Source organism: uncultured Microbulbifer sp. (assembly GCF_947504145.1).
In the GTDB taxonomy this organism is placed as follows: domain Bacteria; phylum Pseudomonadota; class Gammaproteobacteria; order Pseudomonadales; family Cellvibrionaceae; genus Microbulbifer.
Genome location: NZ_CANNGQ010000001.1, coordinates 517,669 through 537,485 on the forward strand (window position 1 = coordinate 517,669; position 19,817 = coordinate 537,485).

Annotated in this window: 17 protein-coding genes; 12 read left to right on the forward strand and 5 right to left on the reverse strand. The window is 58.0% G+C overall.

The window, feature by feature from the left end; genetic code table 11:
* Positions 1-4 precede the first annotated feature (4 nt).
* A complete protein-coding gene (gene recO, locus Q1A74_RS02385; RefSeq protein ID WP_299592039.1) occupies positions 5-820 on the forward strand; it encodes a DNA repair protein RecO in 816 nt (271 codons plus the stop codon).
* Between the two features lie 43 nt (positions 821-863).
* Here recO and Q1A74_RS02390 read toward each other — a convergent pair whose 3' ends face one another.
* Positions 864-3,734: a response regulator gene (locus Q1A74_RS02390; protein ID WP_299592041.1), complete on the reverse strand. Its 2,871-nt coding sequence runs from the start codon at positions 3,732-3,734 to the stop codon at positions 864-866.
* A 196-nt stretch (positions 3,735-3,930) separates the two neighbouring features.
* On the opposite strand from Q1A74_RS02390, the gene cysM reads away from it, so the two are divergent.
* The 11 genes from cysM (at position 3,931) to Q1A74_RS02445 (ending at position 16,511) form a co-directional block, all read left to right on the forward strand.
* Positions 3,931-4,851, forward strand: coding sequence for a cysteine synthase CysM (gene cysM / locus Q1A74_RS02395; RefSeq protein WP_299593820.1), 921 nt, complete (start codon positions 3,931-3,933; stop codon positions 4,849-4,851).
* Positions 4,852-4,920: 69 nt separating this feature from the next.
* Positions 4,921-7,173 carry a GTP diphosphokinase gene (relA, locus tag Q1A74_RS02400; RefSeq protein WP_299592043.1) on the forward strand — a complete coding sequence of 751 codons (2,253 nt, stop codon included), beginning with the start codon at positions 4,921-4,923 and terminating at the stop codon, positions 7,171-7,173.
* A gap of 54 nt (positions 7,174-7,227) precedes the next feature.
* Positions 7,228-8,055 (forward strand): nucleoside triphosphate pyrophosphohydrolase, encoded by an 828-nt coding sequence (gene mazG / locus Q1A74_RS02405; protein ID WP_299592045.1) that lies wholly within the window; start codon positions 7,228-7,230, stop codon positions 8,053-8,055.
* Between the two features lie 229 nt (positions 8,056-8,284).
* A complete protein-coding gene (adk, locus tag Q1A74_RS02410; RefSeq protein WP_299592047.1) occupies positions 8,285-8,938 on the forward strand; it encodes an adenylate kinase in 654 nt (217 codons plus the stop codon).
* Positions 8,939-9,206: 268 nt separating this feature from the next.
* Positions 9,207-10,235: a ferrochelatase gene (hemH, locus tag Q1A74_RS02415; protein WP_299592049.1), complete on the forward strand. Its 1,029-nt coding sequence runs from the start codon at positions 9,207-9,209 to the stop codon at positions 10,233-10,235.
* 360 nt (positions 10,236-10,595) lie between these two features.
* On the forward strand, positions 10,596-11,387 hold the full coding sequence (locus Q1A74_RS02420; RefSeq protein WP_299592051.1) for a hypothetical protein: 792 nt from the start codon (positions 10,596-10,598) through the stop codon (positions 11,385-11,387).
* Between the two features lie 222 nt (positions 11,388-11,609).
* Positions 11,610-12,344: a tRNA (adenosine(37)-N6)-threonylcarbamoyltransferase complex dimerization subunit type 1 TsaB gene (tsaB, locus tag Q1A74_RS02425; RefSeq protein ID WP_299592053.1), complete on the forward strand. Its 735-nt coding sequence runs from the start codon at positions 11,610-11,612 to the stop codon at positions 12,342-12,344.
* A 91-nt stretch (positions 12,345-12,435) separates the two neighbouring features.
* On the forward strand, positions 12,436-13,236 hold the full coding sequence (locus Q1A74_RS02430; protein WP_299592055.1) for an undecaprenyl-diphosphate phosphatase: 801 nt from the start codon (positions 12,436-12,438) through the stop codon (positions 13,234-13,236).
* Positions 13,237-13,317: 81 nt separating this feature from the next.
* Complete coding sequence (locus tag Q1A74_RS02435; protein WP_299592057.1) at positions 13,318-14,214, forward strand: NAD(P)-dependent oxidoreductase; 897 nt, start codon at positions 13,318-13,320, stop codon at positions 14,212-14,214.
* Positions 14,215-14,292: 78 nt separating this feature from the next.
* Positions 14,293-15,414: a DUF3524 domain-containing protein gene (locus tag Q1A74_RS02440; protein WP_299592059.1), complete on the forward strand. Its 1,122-nt coding sequence runs from the start codon at positions 14,293-14,295 to the stop codon at positions 15,412-15,414.
* Between the two features lie 89 nt (positions 15,415-15,503).
* A complete protein-coding gene (locus Q1A74_RS02445; protein WP_299592061.1) occupies positions 15,504-16,511 on the forward strand; it encodes a tryptophan--tRNA ligase in 1,008 nt (335 codons plus the stop codon).
* Between the two features lie 47 nt (positions 16,512-16,558).
* On the opposite strand, the gene Q1A74_RS02450 is transcribed toward Q1A74_RS02445, so the two are convergent.
* The 4 genes from Q1A74_RS02450 to Q1A74_RS02465 form a co-directional block, all read right to left on the reverse strand.
* Positions 16,559-17,587, reverse strand: a complete 1,029-nt coding sequence (locus Q1A74_RS02450) for a mechanosensitive ion channel family protein (RefSeq protein WP_299593822.1) — start codon at positions 17,585-17,587, stop codon at positions 16,559-16,561.
* Between the two features lie 22 nt (positions 17,588-17,609).
* Positions 17,610-18,062: a hypothetical protein gene (locus Q1A74_RS02455; RefSeq protein WP_299592062.1), complete on the reverse strand. Its 453-nt coding sequence runs from the start codon at positions 18,060-18,062 to the stop codon at positions 17,610-17,612.
* Between the two features lie 71 nt (positions 18,063-18,133).
* A complete protein-coding gene (locus tag Q1A74_RS02460) occupies positions 18,134-18,943 on the reverse strand; it encodes an alpha/beta hydrolase (RefSeq protein WP_299592064.1) in 810 nt (269 codons plus the stop codon).
* A 47-nt stretch (positions 18,944-18,990) separates the two neighbouring features.
* On the reverse strand, positions 18,991-19,749 hold the full coding sequence (locus tag Q1A74_RS02465) for a PPC domain-containing protein (protein WP_299592066.1): 759 nt from the start codon (positions 19,747-19,749) through the stop codon (positions 18,991-18,993).
* Between the last annotated feature and the right edge of the window lie 68 nt (positions 19,750-19,817).

Below are 19,817 nucleotides of genomic sequence, written 5' to 3' on the forward strand. Positions count from 1 at the left end.
ACACGTGCAGCAGCTGCCCCCGCAACCAGCGTATATTCTGCACTCCCGGCCGTTTCGTGACTCGAGCCTGATTCTGGAGCTGCTCACGCCGGATTACGGGCGCATCGCCTGTATTGCCAAGGGCGCGCGGCGCGACAAGCAGCGCCGCCAGCGCGCGCTGCAACCCTTTTCCCCTCTGTTGGTGACCCTGCTCGGGCGTCACGACCTCAAAACCCTCGGTCCCCTGGAAAACGCCGGTCAATCCCTGTGGCTCAAGGGCAGGGCCGTATATGCGGGCCTGTATGCCAACGAGTTGCTGGTGCGCCTGATGCCGGAAGGGGAAAGCCTGTTGTCGGTGTTTGTCGCCTATCAGCAACTTCTGGATGCGCTGTCGGGGGTTTCCGGAGAACGCAGCTCGGACCTGGAATTACCCTTGCGGCAGTTCGAATTGCACCTGTTGCGGTCGCTGGGGAGCTGCCCTGAGCTTGGGTTCAGTCCGTCTGAAAACGGCGTGGTTCGCGAGCAGGCCGTTTATCGCCTGACCGCAGAAGACGGCTTTGTGCCGGTGGTGATTCCGCCGGGGCAGAGGTTGCGTGTGGAGGATTTTCACGGTGTACAGCTACTGGAAATGGCGCAGCTGCTGGATACAGACGGCCAGTATTCAGAGGGCGATGGCGCAGTTCACCCGCAGGTACTGGCCGGCGATACCCTTGATAGCAGCCCCTCCGACGACACCATGGCCGCCGCCAAACGCCTGACCCGGCTGTTGCTGCAGCCGTTGCTGGGCAGTCGCCCCCTGAAAAGCCGCGAGCTGTTCCGCCAGGTGTATTGCGACGGCTAAGGCTGGGTTTTCCCTGGGCCGTTTTTTCTGTTCTTCAGATTTTCTACGCTGTCTCAACCTCGAGACCAAACAGGGCTTCCAGGTCCTGGTCCGCGGCCCAGTCGCGCAGGCTGCGGATTTCCTTGCGTACCAATTCATAGGCGCTCTCGAGCGCCTCACCATCGATACTGGCTTCACTTTCCTCCTGAATAGGACGCAACAGCTCCTGCAGTTGCTCCGTAGCCGTGCGCAGGCGCGGCACACCGCAGTAGCAGCACCCACCGTGCAGGCGGTGCACAAGTTCAAACAGGCCCTGGTACTCGCTTTCCTGGTATAGGCGCGAGAGCTCCTGCTCATCGTCATGCAGGCCTTTCAGTAGCATGCGCAGAAGATCCCGGGCCAGGCTCGGATCCTGGTTGGCAAGATTGAGGCCCTCGCCAATATCCACCAGTCGCGGCCCGGTCAGAGTGGTCATCTGTTCGTACTCACTGGGCGCATAGATTTCCATCCAGCGTTTTACCGTGTGGGACAGTTGGGATTCGCTGACCGGTTTGCTGAGGTAGTCGTCCAGGCCGGCACTGAGCAAGCGAGATTTTTCCTCCGTACCGACATGGGCGGTGAGGGCGATGATCGGAGTGCGTCGGCCGGACTCTTCCTCGCGGATTTTCGCAGTGGTGGCTATGCCATCCATCCCCGGCATCTGAATATCCATGAAAATCATGTCGAAATGCTGGTCTCGCCAGAGATCGAGCGCTTCCTCTCCGCTGGATGCCACTACAACTTCGACATGTTGTGCGCGCAAAAACTCGCCCATTAACAGCCGGTTAGCTTCGTAATCGTCTACCGCAAGTACACGGGGTTTTGCGGGCCAGGGTAGGCTGGGGAAGCTGCCGGTCTGCGGGCGGGACTGGGCCTGGTGGGGCACGGCCCGCTTCAGTGCGCGCAGCAGACCATCGCGGCTCACCGGTTTACCCAGGAATGCCAGTACGCGGGTGCGCAGTGCGTCATAACAGCGGCGCAGGTCCACCGGAGAGCCCTGGATGATCACGCGGCACTGATAGGTATCGACCAACTGCTGAACGGTCGGGATAAACGATTCAAAGTCTCCCTCGGCAACCGCCGTATCGATGATCAGTGCATCGGGCATGGCATCGTGTCGCCACATCTGCTCGATCGCGGGTACCAGGTTTTCCCCTTCGCTGTGCTCCAGCGGCTCTGCCTGCCAGTGGCTCAGCTGCTGACCGATCTGCTGGCGGGTCATGGGGTTCGGATCTACCAGCAGCAAGCGGCACCCGGGGAATTGCTCGCGGGTCACGGCAGTGCGGTTGCGGTCGATGGTCAGCGGCAACTGAACCCAGTAGGAACAGCCTCCCTGTTCATTCTCCTCGATGCTCAGTTCACCTTTCATGGTCTGCACCAGGCTGCGGGCAATACCCAGCCCCATGCCGTTGTTGGTCATCTGCTGTGGCGGCTTGTTACTGAGTAATTGCTTGAGTTCCCGGCGCCCCTGTTCGTCGCAGCGCGCGCCGTTGTCGACGATACCGATGCGCACGGTGAGCTCGGATTCCTTGCCGCTTTGGACGGTGATGCGCACCGGAATACTGCCGTTTTCCGAACAGCGGATGGCGGTGCTGACCAGGTTTGTGAAGATCTGTTTGATGCGCAGTGGGTCGCCAATCTGAGAGGGTGGTAACTGCGGGTCCACAAAGGGCACCAGTTCCAGATTGTGTTCGTAACCATAGGGCGCCAGGATCTGGAGGGTTTCTTCCAGCACCTGCCCCAGGTTCATCGGGCTGTGGTCCAGTACCAGGTTGCCGGACTCGATACGGGAGAAGTCGAGAATATCGTTGATGGTAGTGAGCAGGCTTTCAGACGAGCGCAGGATGGTCTGCAGGTAATCCTGTTGTAGCTGGTCAACCTCAGTTTTCAGCAGCAGGTTGGTAAAGCCGATGATGCCATTGAGCGGAGTGCGGATTTCGTGACTGGTATTGGCCAGGAAGGTGGATTTCACCCGGCTGTTTTCCACGGCTTTTTTGCGTGCGAGCTCCAGCTCGATATTCTGCTCTTCCATGGCATCCAGTGACTGGCGCAGGTCTTCCATGGATTGGTGCAGGCTCTCCTGATAGTCCCGGTGGTACTCGGCCAGGTTATCGGCCATCAAGTTGATTTCTTCGGAAAGTTGGGAAAGCTCAACGTTTTTGGAATGAGCGGTGCGCGCATTGAACTTTCCCTGGCCGATTGCACGCAGGGAATCTTTGAAGCGCTCCAGACTTCGGGAGGCGCGCTCCGAAAGTGCCACCGCCCACACCAGAGCGATCAGCGAACAGATGATCAGCCCTACCAGGCCGATCAGGGCTACCTGATAGGTGCCAACCAGGAAATAAGGGCGGTGGAGCTCAATGGCGAGCCAGCAATTGGCGTCTTCGCCACGCAGGGGTTGCAGCACTTGCAGGCTTTGCAGGTCTTCGAATACGTGGGCCTGCTTACCGCGAAGCTCGTCTGCGGTAAAAGCGGTGCGCGGACGCGGGCCGACACTGGAAATCAGTTTGAATTCCTCTCTGCCCTCCGCATTGAGATCGGCGCGATAAAGCTGCACCGAGCGGATCATGTCCCGTTCCAGCATCAGCGCCATCAGGCTCTTGTCGAGCCATTCGATACGGGCTTCAAACGAGTGGCCATCGCTGAGGTGGATCAGTTCCACCAATTGTTCGGCGCTGGCGCGACCATGGCCGAGCAGCAGGTCGCGGCGGTCGCTCATCTGTTGCAGGGTAAACAGCAGGCAAAGCAATATAGACAGGATCAGCGCTGGCGCCATGGTGTAGCGGAACAAGATGGCGCGCAGGGATAAGCGGCGGCGCTTTCTGCGGCGGCCGGCAGAAGTAGATACCGTCTCTTCCACTTGGGTGCTTGCGTCTGTTTGGGGGGCGTGGGCCATGGCAATCATCGATGTTGTGTTATTTTTGTCCGATTCTACGCCTGCTGGCCACAGATACCACCCTGCAATGCGGGGTTTTTGCGGCGATTGTACCGCTGGCCGGGTTGGCGAATTCGCAGCTGCGGCGGCTCGGAGGTAGAATGTGCGCCCGCTCAGTCTCGTGAGCAGCCCCATGAAGAGTCCGGTGGATCCGAAGTTGACTATGGAATACCCAACAATTGCCGATTGTGTCGGCAATACGCCGCTGGTGCGATTGCAGCGCCTGCAGGGCGATACCTCCAATACCATCCTGCTCAAATTGGAGGGCAACAATCCTGCAGGTTCGGTCAAGGATCGGCCAGCCCTGTCCATGATCGGCCGCGCAGAAGCCCGCGGTCAGATTCGCCCGGGAGACACTTTGATCGAAGCGACCAGCGGCAATACTGGCATTGCGCTGGCTATGGCCGCGGCGATCAAAGGTTACCGACTGATCCTGATCATGCCGGCAAGTGCCACCGATGAGCGCAAGGCGGCTATGACGGCCTACGGTGCCGAATTGATCCTGGTGACCGCCGAGCAGGGGATGGAAGGCGCGCGGGATCTGGCACTGCAAATGCAGGAGGAAGGACAGGGGCTGGTGCTTGATCAGTTCTCAAATCTGGACAACCCCAGCGCGCATATCGAGACCACCGGGCCGGAAATCTGGCGGCAGACCGGTGGGCAGATCACGCATTTCGTGTCCTCTATGGGCACCACCGGCACCATCATGGGTTGTGGCCGCTATCTCAAACAGCAGAACCCGGATATCCAGGTTGTCGGTCTGCAGCCTACAGAGGGCTCGGCTATTCCCGGAATCCGGCGCTGGCCCCAGGCGTATCTGCCGAAAATCTTTGTGCCGGAAGAAGTAGACCGGGTGATGGATATCAGTCAGAAAGAGGCTGAGGAAATGACCCGCCGCCTGGCGCGGGAAGAGGGGATCTTCTGTGGCGTTTCCTCCGGCGGCGCGGTGGCGGGTGCGCTGCGTGTGTCCGGGCAAGTGAAAAATGCCACCATCGTCGCCATCATCTGTGATCGCGGTGACCGCTATCTTTCATCGGGTCTGTTTAACGCAGATTCGGCTGAGGATTCACCGGAGTAAGGCGCCGGGTTTACACCATACACATGATACTGACGTATTCTTTTTTTGTTCTGACCGCGAGTTAATACATTGGTACAAGTCAGAAAAAACTATCCGCGACTGGCCGACGGCACCCTCGATAGGGAGGCATGGCTGCGCCATATTCAGGCGATGGCGAAGCTGGACGGGGGCGCACTGGTGACCCTGCGCCAGGCAGTCGAAATGAGCGAGGAGGCGGAGCAGAAAGCCATCGAGGCGGAAAACATCTGGGCCGAAGGCGCCAGCAGTTTTCTCACCGGCCTGGAGATGGTGGAAATCCTCGCAGACCTACAGATCGACGGCGAAGCACTGTGCGCAGCGATGCTGTACCGCGCGGTGCGGGAAAAGCGCCTGTCTCTCAAAACCGTCGCCGACGAGATGGGCGAGACCATCGCCAAACTGATTCGCGGTGTGCTGCAGATGGCGGTGATCCGCAATCGCAGCGCCGACACTGGCGAAGAAAATCAGAGCGGTGCGGTAGAGGAGCACTCGGAAAATATCCGCCGGATGCTGGTGGCGCTGGTGGATGACGTGCGCGTTGCGCTGATCAAGTTGGCCGAGCGCACCTGCGCCATCCGCGCGTCGAAAAAAGCCGACGAGGCCAAGCGCCGCCGGGTAGCCAGGGAAGTGGCGGATGTGTATGCACCACTGGCTCACCGGCTGGGCATCGGGCATATCAAGTGGGAGCTGGAGGATCTGGCTTTCCGTTATCTCGAACCCGACGACTACATGCAGATTGCGCGCTTGCTGGACGAGAAACGCCTGGCCCGCCAGGACTATATCGACGATGTGTTGGGGATGCTGCGCAGCGAATTGTCGAAAGCGGAAATTGAAGGGGAAGTATTCGGGCGCGCGAAGCATATCTACAGCATCTGGAGAAAGATGCGTCGCAAGAATATTGGGTTTTCGCAGGTCTACGATATTCGCGCGGTGCGTATTCTGGTTCCCACCGTGCGGGATTGCTATGCGGTGCTAGGCATTGTGCACAACCTCTGGCGCAACATCCCCAACGAGTTTGACGATTACATCGCCTCCCCGAAAGACAACGGCTACCGCTCCCTGCACACCGCTGTGATCGGCCCTGAGCGGAAAGTGCTGGAGGTGCAGATTCGCACCTTCGCCATGCACGAGGAGGCGGAGTACGGCGTCTGTGCACACTGGCGTTACAAGGGCACCGATAAAAAATCCGGACAGCTGGACGGCCAGGACGGATACGAACAGAAAATTTCCTGGCTACGGCAGGTACTCGACTGGCACGAGGAGGTGGGTGGCAACCCGCTGCAGGAAGATCTGCAGGCCAGCGATGTCGACACGCGTATTTATGTGTTTACCCCGGACGGACACGTGGTCGACTTGCCCCGCGGGGCCACGCCTCTGGATTTCGCTTACAGGATCCATACGGAAATCGGGCACCGCTGCCGTGGCGCCAAAGTGGATGGACGTATTGTTCCCCTGAACCACGAATTACAGACCGCCAATCAGATCGAAATCCTTACCGGTAAGCGCGAATCCCCCAGCCGCGACTGGATCTCCCGCAGCATGGGCTACATCACCACCTCGCGGGCTCGCGCCAAGGTGATTCACTGGTTCAAGCAGCAGGCGCGAGATCAGAATGTGGCGGAAGGGCGCACGATTCTCGACGGTGAATTCAAGCAGTTGGCGCTGGCGGATTTCGATTTCGAAAAGCTGGCGAAGAAGCTCAATATGCACACCCTCGACGATTTGTATGCTGCGGTTGGGGCAGGGGATATTGGTGTTGGACAGGTGCTGAATGCGGCCCAGCGCATGGTGAAAGTGGAGCGCGGGGAGCCAGTCCCCTCACTCACCGCACCGGTAGCCCGGGATGGCCAGACGGATGTCTACATTGATGGCGTCGGCAACCTGATGACCCAGATTGCCCGCTGCTGTAACCCGGTGCCGGGGGACCAGATCATGGGGTATATCACGCTGGGCCGGGGTGTTTCCATTCACCGGAGAGACTGCCCCAATATGCTGCGCATGCAGTCGGAAGAACACGAGCGCATCTTGCAGGTGGAGTGGGCCGAAAAACCCACCGAGGTCTATTCAGTGGAGATTATGGTGGAAGCGTACGACCGCCACGGCCTGTTGCGGGACGTCACCACCATGCTGGACAGCCAGCGTATCAATATCACCGCCATGAAGACCCACTCCAACAAGCACAAGCACACCGTGGATATGGTGATTACCGCTGAGATTCATAACTTTGAGGAGCTCAGCCATGTGTTGCACCGTATCAATCAGCTGCCCAATGTGGCCTCGGCCAAGCGCCGTATCTTGCATTGATCGGGGCGCTGTAGCCTGTCATCAAATGGTCACCCTGAAAGAACATTGCTCAACATGAATAACGCGTACACCGTTGAAGATTTGCAGTTCCTGATGTCGCAGCTGCGCAACCCCGATGGTGGTTGCCCCTGGGATCTGAAACAGACGTTTGCCTCTATTGTTCCGTCTACTATTGAAGAGGCGTACGAGGTTGCCGAGGCTATCGAGCAGGAAGACTTCGAGCATCTACACGAAGAGCTTGGCGACCTGTTGTTCCAGGTGATCTTCTATGCCCAGCTGGGACGGGAAGAAGGGCATTTCGACTTTTCCCGCATCGTCGATACCCTGGTGCGCAAACTGGTGCGTCGGCACCCGCATGTTTTTCCGACTGGTGACCTCTATGGCGATCAGGGCGGCGAGGGACACAGTGGCGCCGTTGATGAGCAGCAAGTCAAAGCGAACTGGGAGGCGATAAAAGCCGAGGAGCGTCAGGCAAAAGGCGAGAAAGGCGCTCTGGATGGGGTCGCTGTCGGCCTGCCGGCACTGACGCGAGCCGCCAAGCTGCAAAAGCGCGCTTCCCAGGTGGGCTTTGACTGGCCCGAAATTGATGGTGTGCTGGCCAAGGTTGAAGAGGAAATCCAGGAGCTGCGTGAGGCGATCGCCTCAGGAAGCCGGGCGCATGCGCGAGAAGAAATGGGCGATCTGCTGTTTTCCTGTGTCAACGTGGCGCGGCACCTGAAAGAAGATCCGGAAGCGGCATTGCGCCAGTGCAACCGGAAATTCGAGCAGCGTTTTGGTGCGGTTGAATCTGTACTGAAAGCGCAGGATCAACAGCCCGCAGACGTCTCACTGGAGGAGTTGGACCGGTTGTGGGAGGAGTCCAAGCGGCCGCCAAAGCAATAAGTGAACCGCGGGTTGGCGCTGTTCCAGCACCACTGGCAAAGTCAGAATTGAAGCGAAAATCATTAAATAGCCGATAACGCGTGGGTTTTTGTAAATAAATTACCTAATTCGGTCAGGCCACATGCGCACTTGTCCTGCTTTGGGGCAGAGTGTAAGGTAGCGCTCTTTTTACGGGGGCCTGCCGCAATGGCTGCGCTGCGCCTCGGCATGATCTGGAGACTATCTGTTTATGCGAATCATACTTCTGGGCGCTCCGGGCGCAGGCAAGGGCACCCAGGCCCAGTTCATCACCGAGAAGTTTGGAATTCCTCAGATTTCCACCGGAGATATGCTCCGCGCGGCGGTGAAAGCGGGTACTCCTCTCGGCCTGCAGGCCAAAGACATCATGGCCGCTGGCAAACTGGTTTCTGATGATCTGATCATCGCTCTGGTAAAAGAGCGTATCGCCGAGCCAGACTGCGCCAACGGCTTCCTGTTTGACGGTTTCCCCCGCACCATTCCCCAAGCCCAGGCCATGCTGGACGCCGATGTGTCCATCGACCATGTGCTGGAAATTGCTGTGGACGACGAAGAAATCGTCAAGCGTCTTTCTGGTCGCCGGGTGCACGAAGGTTCTGGTCGCGTCTACCACACGGTTTACAACCCGCCAAAAACGGAAGGCGTGGACGACGTAACCGGCGAACCCCTGGTACAGCGCACCGACGATAGCGAAGAAACGGTGCGCAATCGCCTGTCCATCTACCATGAGCAGACCGAGCCACTGGTCGGTTTCTACCGCGAGCTGCAACAGCGCGAGCCGGAATCTGCACCGCAATACAGCAAGGTGGAAGGCGTTGGTTCCATGGACGATATCCGCCAGCAGGTGCTGGAGTCGTTGAGCTGAAGCTCCCGACCGGTATGCCGTTCTGGTGTATTTAGCAAATAAGGCTCCTTAGGGAGCCTTTTTCATTTCTGTCTGCGGCCCAATCTGCAGGCCATCCCCGAATCCATTTCACGGCTGTTCCTGGCTCCTACCATCCTCTATCAATACGATAGAAACCCATCTGAATACATTTGTGCCGGTTTCTGGAATACTCCCGCATCACGAAATCCTTCAAATTGATTTGATGAAATAGCGGTCCGAGCCGGTATCCAGAGGAGTGCGAACGAATATGGCCCACGCGATCATTCTGATGAACTTGGGAACCCCAGCAGAGCCGACACCGGGCGCGGTGCGGGCGTTTCTTCGCGAGTTTCTGTCAGATCCCAGAGTGGTTGAAATCCCCAGGCCTGTCTGGCTATTGATCCTCAACCTGTTGGTGTTGCCTCTGCGCCCCAAACGGATAGCACCGGCTTACGAGGAAATCTGGAATCAGGGGCTGGATGGGGAAGCGGTCACCGGATCACCCATCGCGTATTACACGCAGCGTCAGGTAGATCTTCTGAAACAACGTGTACAGGTCCAGTGCGAGGGGGAAGAGGAGGCTGGGAAAGGCAATATTCTGGTCGCCCACGCCATGACCTACGGCGCGCCCGGCCTGGCAGAAACCGTGGAACGATTGAAGCAGGAGGGGGCAACGGCATTTACTGTGTTGCCTCTTTACCCACAGTATTCCGCCACCACCACTGGCGCCATTTACGATCAGGTAGCCGCAATTATCCGGAAATCGCGCAATGTGCCGGATATTTCCGTGGTACATGATTACTGGGAGCACCCGGCGTACATTGACGCTCTGGCGAATTCTGTGCGCGAACACTGGCAAAAGCATGGCGCGGCGGAAAAACTGTTGATGTCTTTCCACGGAATTCCCAAAGCCAATACCCGAAAGGGCGATCCCTATTATCAGCACTGCTGTGGTACCGCCGAGCGATTAGCCGCGGCCCTGGCACTGCCTCGGGACAAATGGGAAATCACCTTTCAATCCCGTTTTGGTAAAGCGGAGTGGCTGCAACCTTACACCGATAAAACGTTGGTGGAGTGGGGGCAGAGCGGTGTTTCCAGCGTGGATGTGATCTGCCCGGCATTTTCTGCGGATTGCCTCGAAACCCTGGAGGAAATAGCGGTAGAGAATCGCGCTAATTTTATCGATGCGGGTGGCCGCGAATATCGATACATCCCCGCGCTGAATGTGCGTGAAGATCATATTTCAATGATCGAAGCCATAGTTCGGGAGCGAACTCCCGGAAGCCGTTCGAGATAATTTTTACGGTCGTTTTTCAGTTCGAACGGAGGTTTTTCTCAAAATAACCTCCGTATTTACAAAAAAACCGAATTTTTTTAGGAAATTCGGTTTTTTTTGCTCCAATTTTCTTGCAAACCCTACTTTTTTTATTAACTTTGATACAGCCGTGTCATTTTGAATGGCTGGGCTGCTCTCGATTCTCTGCTTTTACGAGTTTCGGCTAGCAGATAGTCTTTTCTGCGAAGTGCGGAATCGCTATCGCCAGATGGGAAATCGAGAGTTGATGTATTTCCCGGCAGCAGCGAAAACAGGGTTGCTGATCGGCACACACTTCTGTGTTCAAAGTGACTTCTTTTACAGAGAAAGAGGAGACAAGGGATGGCACGAGTCGCAAAGAAAAAGGCCAAAGCAAAACGTGTTGCTAAAGCCAAACCGGCCGCCAAGGCCAACACCAGCACATCGCCGGTGGTTGCCAAGGCACAAAAGGCAGTAGATTCTGCCGCGAAAGCACTGGATGCCCAGTTGGATCGGGTTGGTAAAGCGCGCGCACGGGTTCAGAAAACCGGGTCCGCCGCTGCCAAGAAGTCACTGACCTCTGCAAATGCCAAGTTGCGCGAGCAGCGTTTGAAGGTCGCGGAAGCCAAAGTAGGGCTGGCGAAAGCGAGTGCCATGGACGCGGTGCGTCAGGCTGAAGAATCCGCCAAGAAAACTGTTTCTGAAATGGCTGACAAGTTATCGGCAAAGGCGGATAAAGAGCTGGAAAAGGCCGTGAAAGCCTTTGAAAGCCGCTGGAAGAAAGCCCGGGCCAAGGCCGATGTCAAAAAAGTAAAGGCTGCGGAGAAGAAAGCAACCGCCAAAGTGAAAGCGGCGGCTAAGAAGGCGGCGACCAAAGCCAAGGCGTTAGAGAAGAAGGCGGCGGCCAAAGCCAAGGCTGAAGCCAAAAAGGCAGCCAAGGCGACCAGTAAGAAAAAGGCCGTGAGAAAGTCTGCTGCGAAAAAGACGACGGCCAAAAAAGCGCCCAAAAAGTCGCCGAAGAAAGCCGCAGCCACAAAGGCGGCCACCAAAAAGGTCAAGTCGGCGCCGAAGAAGTCTGCCCGCCGGGGCCGTCCACCGAAGGCTGCCGCCAAGAAAGCCGGCGCCCGTCGCGGTCGGCCACCGAAAAAGTCCTGATTTCCGGGCAATCAAACCCTTTCTGCCCAGGGCAGAGTACGCGAGCCCCGGCCAATGGCCGGGGCTTTTGTTTTTGGGGCCGGGTTCGGCTGTTACTTCCCATGAGTTGCGTTTGTCGCTGGGCGTGCCACAATTCGCCCCTGATTTTCGGCGCTCCCTTGCCGAATGGGCCCTGTGGCCCGACCATCCACACCAAATCCTATTTCTACACGGGGTCGAGTATTGAAACTACTGGCTGTTGATACTACCTCTGGCGCCTGTTCTGTGGCTCTGTATCAGGATGGCGCGGTTACCGAGCAGTTTGTGCGTGCCGATCGGGATCATACCCGCCGCCTGTTGCCCATGGTGGAGGCGGTTCTGGCAGAGGGGGGAAGCCGTTTGGGGGACGTTGACGCTCTGGCCGTGAGTCAGGGTCCGGGCTCGTTTACCGGTCTGCGTATTGCCATCAGTTGTGTGCAGGGGCTGGCGTTTGCCGCCGACAAGCCAGTGGTGCCGGTGTCCAGCCTTGCGGCCATGGCTGCGGGCGCGGTTCGTGCAAATCCCGACTGGCAGGGCGTTACCGTGCTGCCCGCTCTGGATGCGAGAATGCAGGAAGTGTACTGGGGGCTGTATTCATCTGAGCGCCCTGGTGAGCCGCTGTTACCGGATGCGGTGTCGAGCCCGGAGCAGGTCATTTCTACACTGGAAGCCGCGGGCTATCTGTCTCCTGACTGCCTTCCCGCGGGAGAAGGCCAGTGCCCGTTTATCGCCGCGGGCCCCGGTTGGCAATACCCGCAGTTGGCGGCACTGTCACCACAGGGTTGTTGGGATGATGCGGCGATTCATGCCCAGGACATTGCGGTGCTGGCCGTCGAGCGCTGGCAGAACGGTGAATTCCTCGCTGCGCAGGATCTGGAGCCTACCTACCTGCGCAATGAAATTACCTGGAAAAAACGCCAGCGCATCCGCGACCGCTGAGCGAAGTTCCCCGGTTGTTATGCGAATGAAAGTCCTCAAATAAACACAGTACGGCGCAAGGTTGTCGCTGGCCGGAAATGCAGTAGCAAGTATGGAAACGTTACAGATCATCATTCTTTCCCTGATCCAGGGGGTTACCGAATTTCTTCCCATTTCCAGTTCGGCACACCTTATTTTGCCAAACCAGGTACTGGGATGGCCGGATCAGGGCCTCGCTTTTGATGTGGCAGTGCATTTCGGTTCCCTGATTGCGGTGCTGGTGTATTTCCGCAAAGACGTCTGGCAGTTGATATGCGACGGCCTGGGCGGCTTTAAAACTGGGAAATTCAGCGACGAAGGCCGCCTCGCCTGGTTGATTGTGCTGGCGACTATCCCCGCCGGGCTTGTGGGCCTCGCTTTCAAAGATTTCATCGAAACGCACCTGCGTTCATCGGCGGTGATTGCTGCGACCACCATCGTGTTTGGTGCCTTGCTCTGGTGGGCCGATATTCGCGGTGCCAGAAGGGATGATATCGGCAAGCTCGACTGGAAAAAGGCCCTGATGATCGGTGCCGCCCAGGCCATCGCCCTGATCCCCGGTACGTCGCGCTCAGGTATCACCATGACTGCAGGGTTGATGTTGGGGATGAAGCGGGAAGCCGCCGCGCGCTTCTCGTTTCTGATGTCCATCCCGGTGATTGCGCTCAGTGCGCTGCTCCTTACATTTGAGCTTCTGGATACCCACTCGGTGCCCTGGGGAAGTATATTTCTCGGTGTTGTTCTCTCTGGAATCAGTGCCTATTTGTGTATCCATTTTTTTCTGCAATTTATCAGCCGTATCGGCATGGGGCCTTTTGCCATCTACCGCTTTCTGTTGGGCGGTGCGTTGATCTGGTTGCTGCTTGCCAATTGAATCGAAGGTACGTCACCGCTCATACAGAGAAGAGCGAGTATCTACCTATTGCCTGAATGCGAAACCTGAACAGGTATTTCTATGACAACCACAGTGGCATTTATCGGGCTCGGCGTTATGGGTTACCCAATGGCCGGGTATCTCTCCAAAGCAGGGCATCAGGTGCAGGTGTACAACCGCACTGGCAGCCGCGCCAGTGAATGGCTGGCGTCATACACTGGCAAAGCCTTTGCGACGCCTGAGAAAGCCGCCCAGGGCGCCGATATTGTGTTCGCCTGCGTGGGCAATGACGACGACCTGCGCGAAATAACGGCTGGTCAGGACGGCGCCTTTCACGGGATGTCTGCCGGCACTTTGTTTGTCGACCACACCACGGCTTCCGCCAATGTGGCCCGCGAACTGGCGGCAGTGGCAAAGGAGAACGGCATCGGCTTTCTGGATGCGCCTGTATCTGGCGGCCAGGCTGGCGCCGAGAACGGCGCACTGACCATCATGGTGGGGGGCGACGATGAAGACTATGCTCGTGCCCGCCCGTTACTGGATTGTTATGCCCGCGCGGTAAATCTGCTGGGTCCGGTGGGCAGTGGTCAGTTGTGCAAAATGGTCAATCAGGTTTGTATCGCAGGGCTGGTGCAGGGGCTATCGGAAGGGTTGCACTTTGCCCGTGCGGCGGGGCTGGACCCGGAGCAGGTGGTGGACGTGATTTCCAAGGGCGCTGCCCAGAGCTGGCAGATGGAGAATCGCTACAAGACGATGCTGGCTGGTGACTATGAGCACGGCTTCGCGGTGGACTGGATGCGCAAGGATCTGGGTATTGTCCTCGATGAAGCCCAGCGCAATGGCGCACTGTTGCCGGTAACCGCGCTGGTCGATCAGTTTTACAGTGAAGTGCAGGCGCTGGGCGGCAGCCGCTGGGATACTTCCAGCCTGTTTGCACGGCTGACAAACTTGCGGGATTTTGACAAGCCTGAATCCTGAGCCACCATTTCGCCGGTTCTGAGGCCGGCGCCACCTCTGACTCCTCCAACCGATCAGTAAATTCATTAAGGTATTTCCGTGAAAGTGCTTCTGCTTTCCGCCTACGATGCCGACAGCCACAAGCGCTGGCGGCGCGGCCTCGTGGCGGCCATTCCCGATTGGGAGTGGACCGTGCTCAGTCTGCCTCCGCGCTATTTCAGCTGGCGGGTGCGCGGCAACAGCCTTAGCTGGGGCAGGGGGGATACCCTGGCCACCTTGCGTCAGCCATGGGATCTGATCGTCACCACTTCAATGACAGACCTCGCCTCCCTGCGCGGTTTTGTGCCGGCGCTGGGGCGGGTGCCCACGGTGGTGTATTTCCACGAGAACCAGTTCGAGTACCCGCGTACCGAGGATGCGGTGTCGTCTGTTGAACCCCAGTTATTGAATATCTACACCGCCCTGTGTGGGGACCTTTTGCTGTTCAACTCTGAGTACAACCGCAATACCCTGCTGGAAGGCGCTGAACTGCTGCTGCACAAATTACCGGACCAGGTGCCGAAGGGTATCTGCCAGGAAATTGCAGATAAAGCCCGGGTACTACCGGTACCCCTGGAGACTGCGGCGTTCACCGGTTCGAAAAATGGTGAGGGCGAGAAAAGTCCGCGGTTGACCTTTGTCTGGAACCACCGCTGGGAACACGACAAGGGCCCGGATATCCTGCTTGCCGCCCTGCGCCGCTTCGGCCGCCAGCAGATCCCGTTCACTGTGCACGTGGTGGGGCAGCAGTTCCGCCGGCAGCCCGCAGAGTTCGCGCATATCCGCAAGTTGCTGGACAAGCTCGGGGCGCTGGGTGCCTGGGGGTACCGCGAGAGTCTGGTGGAGTATCGTCAGTTACTGGCACAGAGCCACGGGGTTATATCCACCGCGCGGCACGATTTTCAGGGTCTGTCGGTGCTGGAAGCTGTGGCCGCAGGCTGTCAGCCCTTGGTACCGGATAATCTCGCCTACCCAGAATGGTTCGGTCGCGGCGGATGGCGCTATTCTGATGACGTGGAATCCTGTGCGGCGCAGTTGTGTAATGCCATGGTGCGCTGTGCCCAGCGGGTGCAGTCCGGCGATACGCTGGCCGTGCCGGACATCTCCAGTATGAGTTGGGAAGTAATGGCCGGTGAGTACCGGCAGTTGTTGAGTGAATGTGCCGGTGGCCACGGAAATTGACCTGGGCGTACAACCACCCTCGGGAAACGGGTATCATTCGGGTCTGATTCGCCGATTGAAGATTAGCAAGAACGGAACCTCCAGGATTTATGACTAAGCAGCGCGTACTAACTGGCATTACGACCACCGGCACACCCCACCTGGGCAATTACGTCGGCGCCATTCGCCCGGCCATTGCCGCCAGTCAGGAAGAAAATAACCAGTCTTTCTATTTTCTGGCGGATTACCACGCGCTGATCAAGTGTCAGGATCCGGAGCAGGTACACCAGTCCACTCTGGAAATTGCCGCTACCTGGCTGGCGTTGGGGCTGAACACTGACAACGTGGTGTTTTATCGCCAGTCGGATATCGTGGAAATCCCCGAGCTTGCCTGGCTGCTGACCTGCCAGACCGCCAAGGGCCTGATGAACCGTGCCCACGCCTACAAGGCATCGGTCGATGCCAACCGTGACGACGGGCAGGATTCGGATTTCGGCATCAACATGGGGCTCTACAGTTACCCGATTCTTATGGCTGCGGATATCCTGATGTTCAACGCCAACAAGGTACCGGTGGGCAAGGACCAGATTCAGCATATCGAGATGGCCCGGGATATCGCGGCGCGTTTCAATCATCACTACGGCGAGCACTTTGCCTTGCCGGAGGCGGTGGTGAGTGAGCATGTTTCTGTGCTGCAGGGCCTCGATGGCCGCAAGATGAGTAAGAGTTACGGCAATACTATTCCGCTGTTCCTGCCGGAAAAGAAACTGAAAAAACACATCAACAAGATCAAGACCAACCTGCTGGAGCCGGGCGAGCCGAAAGACCCGGATACGTCAACGGTCTTCCAGATCTGGCAGGCATTCTCCACCCCCGAGCAGACCGCAGAAATGCGCAAGGCATTTGAAGAAGGGATCGCGTGGGGCGAAGCCAAGAAGCAGCTGTTTGAGCTGATCAATGGCCAGATTGGTGAGGCGCGTGAGCGCTATGAAGCATTGCTGGCAAACCCGGCGCAGATCGAAGTGGAGCTGGAAAAAGGTGCCGAGAAAGCGCGTGCTTACTCCCGTCCTTTCCTGGCGAAACTGCGCGAGGCCGTGGGTATCCGCAAGATCGGCTGACTCGAGCCTGTTGCTGGACCTTTTACTGAGCCCACCTTCTGGTGGGCTCAGTCGTTTTTGTCGTGTGGTTTTTTAAGGGACTGCTCCACCGCTTTCCAGCGTGAACGCGGCAGTTTTTCAGCTTTTTCCGCCGGCCCGGCTGGCCAGCCCTCTCTCTGTACGCCGCGCTCGCCATCGGATTCATCGGACTGGTCGTGGAACAGATGCACCTGGGTTTCAAAGGGCATATCGATACCCGCCTCATCCAGGGCTTCCTTCACGGCCTGAATTGCTTTGGCGCGTACATGAGTCACATCCGCCTGGGTACTGCTGGTCCACCAGCGCGCGCGGATGGCTACCCAGCTGGCAGCGAGATCCCAGGGCAGGGCTTCTGGCGCTGGGTCCTTCAATATGCCGTCGATGCCTGTCAGGGTGCGACGGATGACCTCGCAGGCTTCGTCGATGTTGTCGCTATAGCCGATTCCGATTTCATAATCGCTGCGACGTTTGGCGTGGGCTGTTTTTACCAGTACCGCATTGGTGTAAATGTCGCTGTTGGGCATTACCACGCGCTGGCCATCGTAGGTATCGATCAGGGTTGCGCGGGTTTCGATGCGATGCACCGTGCCTTCAAAATCTGCAACTTTGATCTGGTCACCGATCTCGAACGGCTGGCGAACAAGGATCAGCAATCCCGCCAGCCAGTTCTGCAGAATATCTTTGAAGGCGAAACCGATCGCCACCGAGCCCACACCGAGCCCGGCGATCAGGTCGCCGGGTTTGAGGCTGGGCATCACGATGGTGGCGGCGAGTAGAAACCCCACCAGAATCACGGACCATTTGATCAGGCTCCCCAACACATCGCCCAGGTTGGAACGGCTTCTGCGCCGTAAATGGCGACGGACAACCACGCGGAAAACACTCCCCAGAATAAACGCCACCAGCAGTACCACCAGCGCAACGGTGAAGTTGGGAATCAACCCGATGGCGCCGTCTACCCAGCTGTCCACCTGATTGATTGCCGCGTCATAGTCTGCCGAAACGGTGTTTTCCTTTTCCGTTTCAGTACTCTGCGCATTTGCGTTGCCTTGCATCATAGGGGGCACAGTCGCTTCCGGTTCAGCCCGGGTTCTGCAATCGGATATTCAGGGCGAAGTCGGCGGTATCACCATTGGCAGCCGCGCCTTTCAGCAAGTAAACCAGCACCCGGTAGGTGCCGTCTCGCGGCAGGGTGACGGAAAAATGTGAGCGCTGGCCGTGGCCCTTGTGCAGTGCGCGGGGCGCTGCCGGTGCGGTGATGTGATAGCCAACCTGAGTGTGGTTGCTGTGTACGTTCAGCTCGAGAGATTGGCCGGTTCTCGCGTCGATCAGGTACTCGATGGCCTGCTGACCATGGATGGTGGCGGTGACGCGTGCACTTCGGCTGTGGGGCGCGGTCTGCTCACCGGTTGGTAGGGGGTCGCTGTGGAGTTCGATTTTTTCCCGTTGCGCCTGAACGTTCTCCCTGGCGGAGATCGGCCCGCACAGGAGAAACAGCAGTGGGAGGAGTAAAAGCCAGTGAAATCTCAGCACGGGTTATCCTGATTGTTTCCAGCAAAAAAGCGCCGAAGCAGGGCAACCAGTGTAGTTTGGCCGTGTCCAGATCAGTCGTCGGCAGCTTGCTCCGGCTCCCGTTTGAACCGACCGTGCTGTAGGTAGTGGATGACCTGCGCAATGACCTTCTGGTCTTTCATCATGAAAACGTGGGTGACCGGCATTTCCAGGTGATCACGCATGCCTTCAAGGCGGGTGCGTTCCACAGTGACCTTGCCGTCATCAGTACCTGGCAGCATACGCGAGAGAATCGGGTTGATACTCCTGGTGCCGGCAATAATACCCAGGTCAAACCGCGCGGCGCCCAGCGTATTCGGTACGCTCATTTTGCCGCTGCCCAGCTGCACGCCGGCATCGCCGTAGATAAAGTGGAACCCGGGAAAGCTCCCCAGTTTGTCGACCACTTCGCTGCCTTGATTGGGTGGGCCCAGCATCACGACTCTGCCCAGGTTTTCCACCTGCACCCGGCTCAGGTACTGGCGCACCAGAATGCCGCCCATGGAGTGGGTCACAAAATGCACCCGTGAGGTCTCTGTATCGGCGTCCGGCTCCTGCCGGGCACAGCTGTCCAGCGCCGGGGCGATCGCGGGACCTGCAAGTTTCTCGATCGGGAAGTCGGTGGATGGATAGCCCACATTGACGGCGATAAACCCGGCTTCAGCAACCGCCTGCTCGAGCATTTTCATGGAGCTGTCGGACTTGGCCAGCCCGTGCAGGAGGATCACACAGTCCCTGGCCTGCGCCGGCATCGCCGCCGTTGCGAGCAGCGCACAAAGAAAAGGGAGCGCAACCGCGATTCTGGTGGCCAGGGTATTTGCCCGGGCTTTTGATAAGAACTGCCTGGAGAGATGGTTGAGCATAGGCTGACTCGGTTTACGGGGAACGGTATCCCCCGATTCTAACCGTTTCAGCCCCCATAAATCACGGCGTCGGGGATCAGGTAATACTCCTGGCTGCCGGCGGCGAGCCACCAGTTGTCGCCCTGGCGCTGCCAGTTGAGGGGGGTGCCATCGTCCGTACTGAAGCGGTCGTTGGCGAAGTAGAGCACGCGCTGCCCATGCTCCTGCACCGGTTTACGGGTTCTGATTTCTGCCGCACCCGGCGCGCGCTTTACCTGAAACGGGCACTCACGACGAAAGCTGGGCTCGCCGGCAGAGCAAGGTAGGTTGCCGCTGGCATCATACTTCCAGGCGATACGGCCTCCACTTTTCTCCGAGCCAGAGTGGCTGCTTTTGCCGTTGTCGATGTCGACCCGCAGCTTGAAATCCGCCGACTCCTCGCGGCGCGCGGCACTGCGCATCATGTAAACCTGAATGGTGTAAGTACCGCTATCCGGCAGGGTGGTCGCAAAGCGCTCACCGCTGGTGGAACCGATAAATATCGCCGCATCCCCGGGGCCGCTGCCGGGTGCGTATACATTGAAATAGGTGGCCGTATGGGGGGTAGAGAGCTTCACCACCATGCGCTGTCCTGCTTTGGCGGTAACCTTGTAATTGACCGTGTTGTACCCGGTGATGTTGCTGGATACGGAGGTGCCGGTGGCACCCTTGGCAAATTGCAAGGTTTCAGTACGCGATTCATCGCTCCGGGCGGCGCCGCTCATGCAGACGAAGGCGAGGCAGATCAGCAGGTTTGCAAACAGGTTTGATTGGTAAATACGCTTCATTGTCTCTCCCGCAAGTGGCGTCGGCGCACAAAAGTACTACATTGAAATTGAGTGTAGTTGAGCGCCAA

Bases quoted from the DNA above. Each gene is read 5' to 3' on its own strand.
- adk (WP_299592047.1), top strand. From the start codon at position 8,285: ATGCGAATCATACTTCTGGGCGCTCCGGGCGCAGGCAAGGGCACCCAG.
- Q1A74_RS02450 (WP_299593822.1), bottom strand. From the start codon at position 17,587: ATGATGCAAGGCAACGCAAATGCGCAGAGTACTGAAACGGAAAAGGAA.
- Q1A74_RS02430 (WP_299592055.1), top strand. From the start codon at position 12,436: ATGGAAACGTTACAGATCATCATTCTTTCCCTGATCCAGGGGGTTACC.
- Q1A74_RS02465 (WP_299592066.1), bottom strand. From the start codon at position 19,749: ATGAAGCGTATTTACCAATCAAACCTGTTTGCAAACCTGCTGATCTGC.
- hemH (WP_299592049.1), top strand. From the start codon at position 9,207: ATGGCCCACGCGATCATTCTGATGAACTTGGGAACCCCAGCAGAGCCG.
- Q1A74_RS02420 (WP_299592051.1), top strand. From the start codon at position 10,596: ATGGCACGAGTCGCAAAGAAAAAGGCCAAAGCAAAACGTGTTGCTAAA.
- Q1A74_RS02445 (WP_299592061.1), top strand. From the start codon at position 15,504: ATGACTAAGCAGCGCGTACTAACTGGCATTACGACCACCGGCACACCC.
- mazG (WP_299592045.1), top strand. From the start codon at position 7,228: ATGAATAACGCGTACACCGTTGAAGATTTGCAGTTCCTGATGTCGCAG.
- Q1A74_RS02460 (WP_299592064.1), bottom strand. From the start codon at position 18,943: ATGCTCAACCATCTCTCCAGGCAGTTCTTATCAAAAGCCCGGGCAAAT.
- Q1A74_RS02390 (WP_299592041.1), bottom strand. From the start codon at position 3,734: ATGGCCCACGCCCCCCAAACAGACGCAAGCACCCAAGTGGAAGAGACG.
- Q1A74_RS02435 (WP_299592057.1), top strand. From the start codon at position 13,318: ATGACAACCACAGTGGCATTTATCGGGCTCGGCGTTATGGGTTACCCA.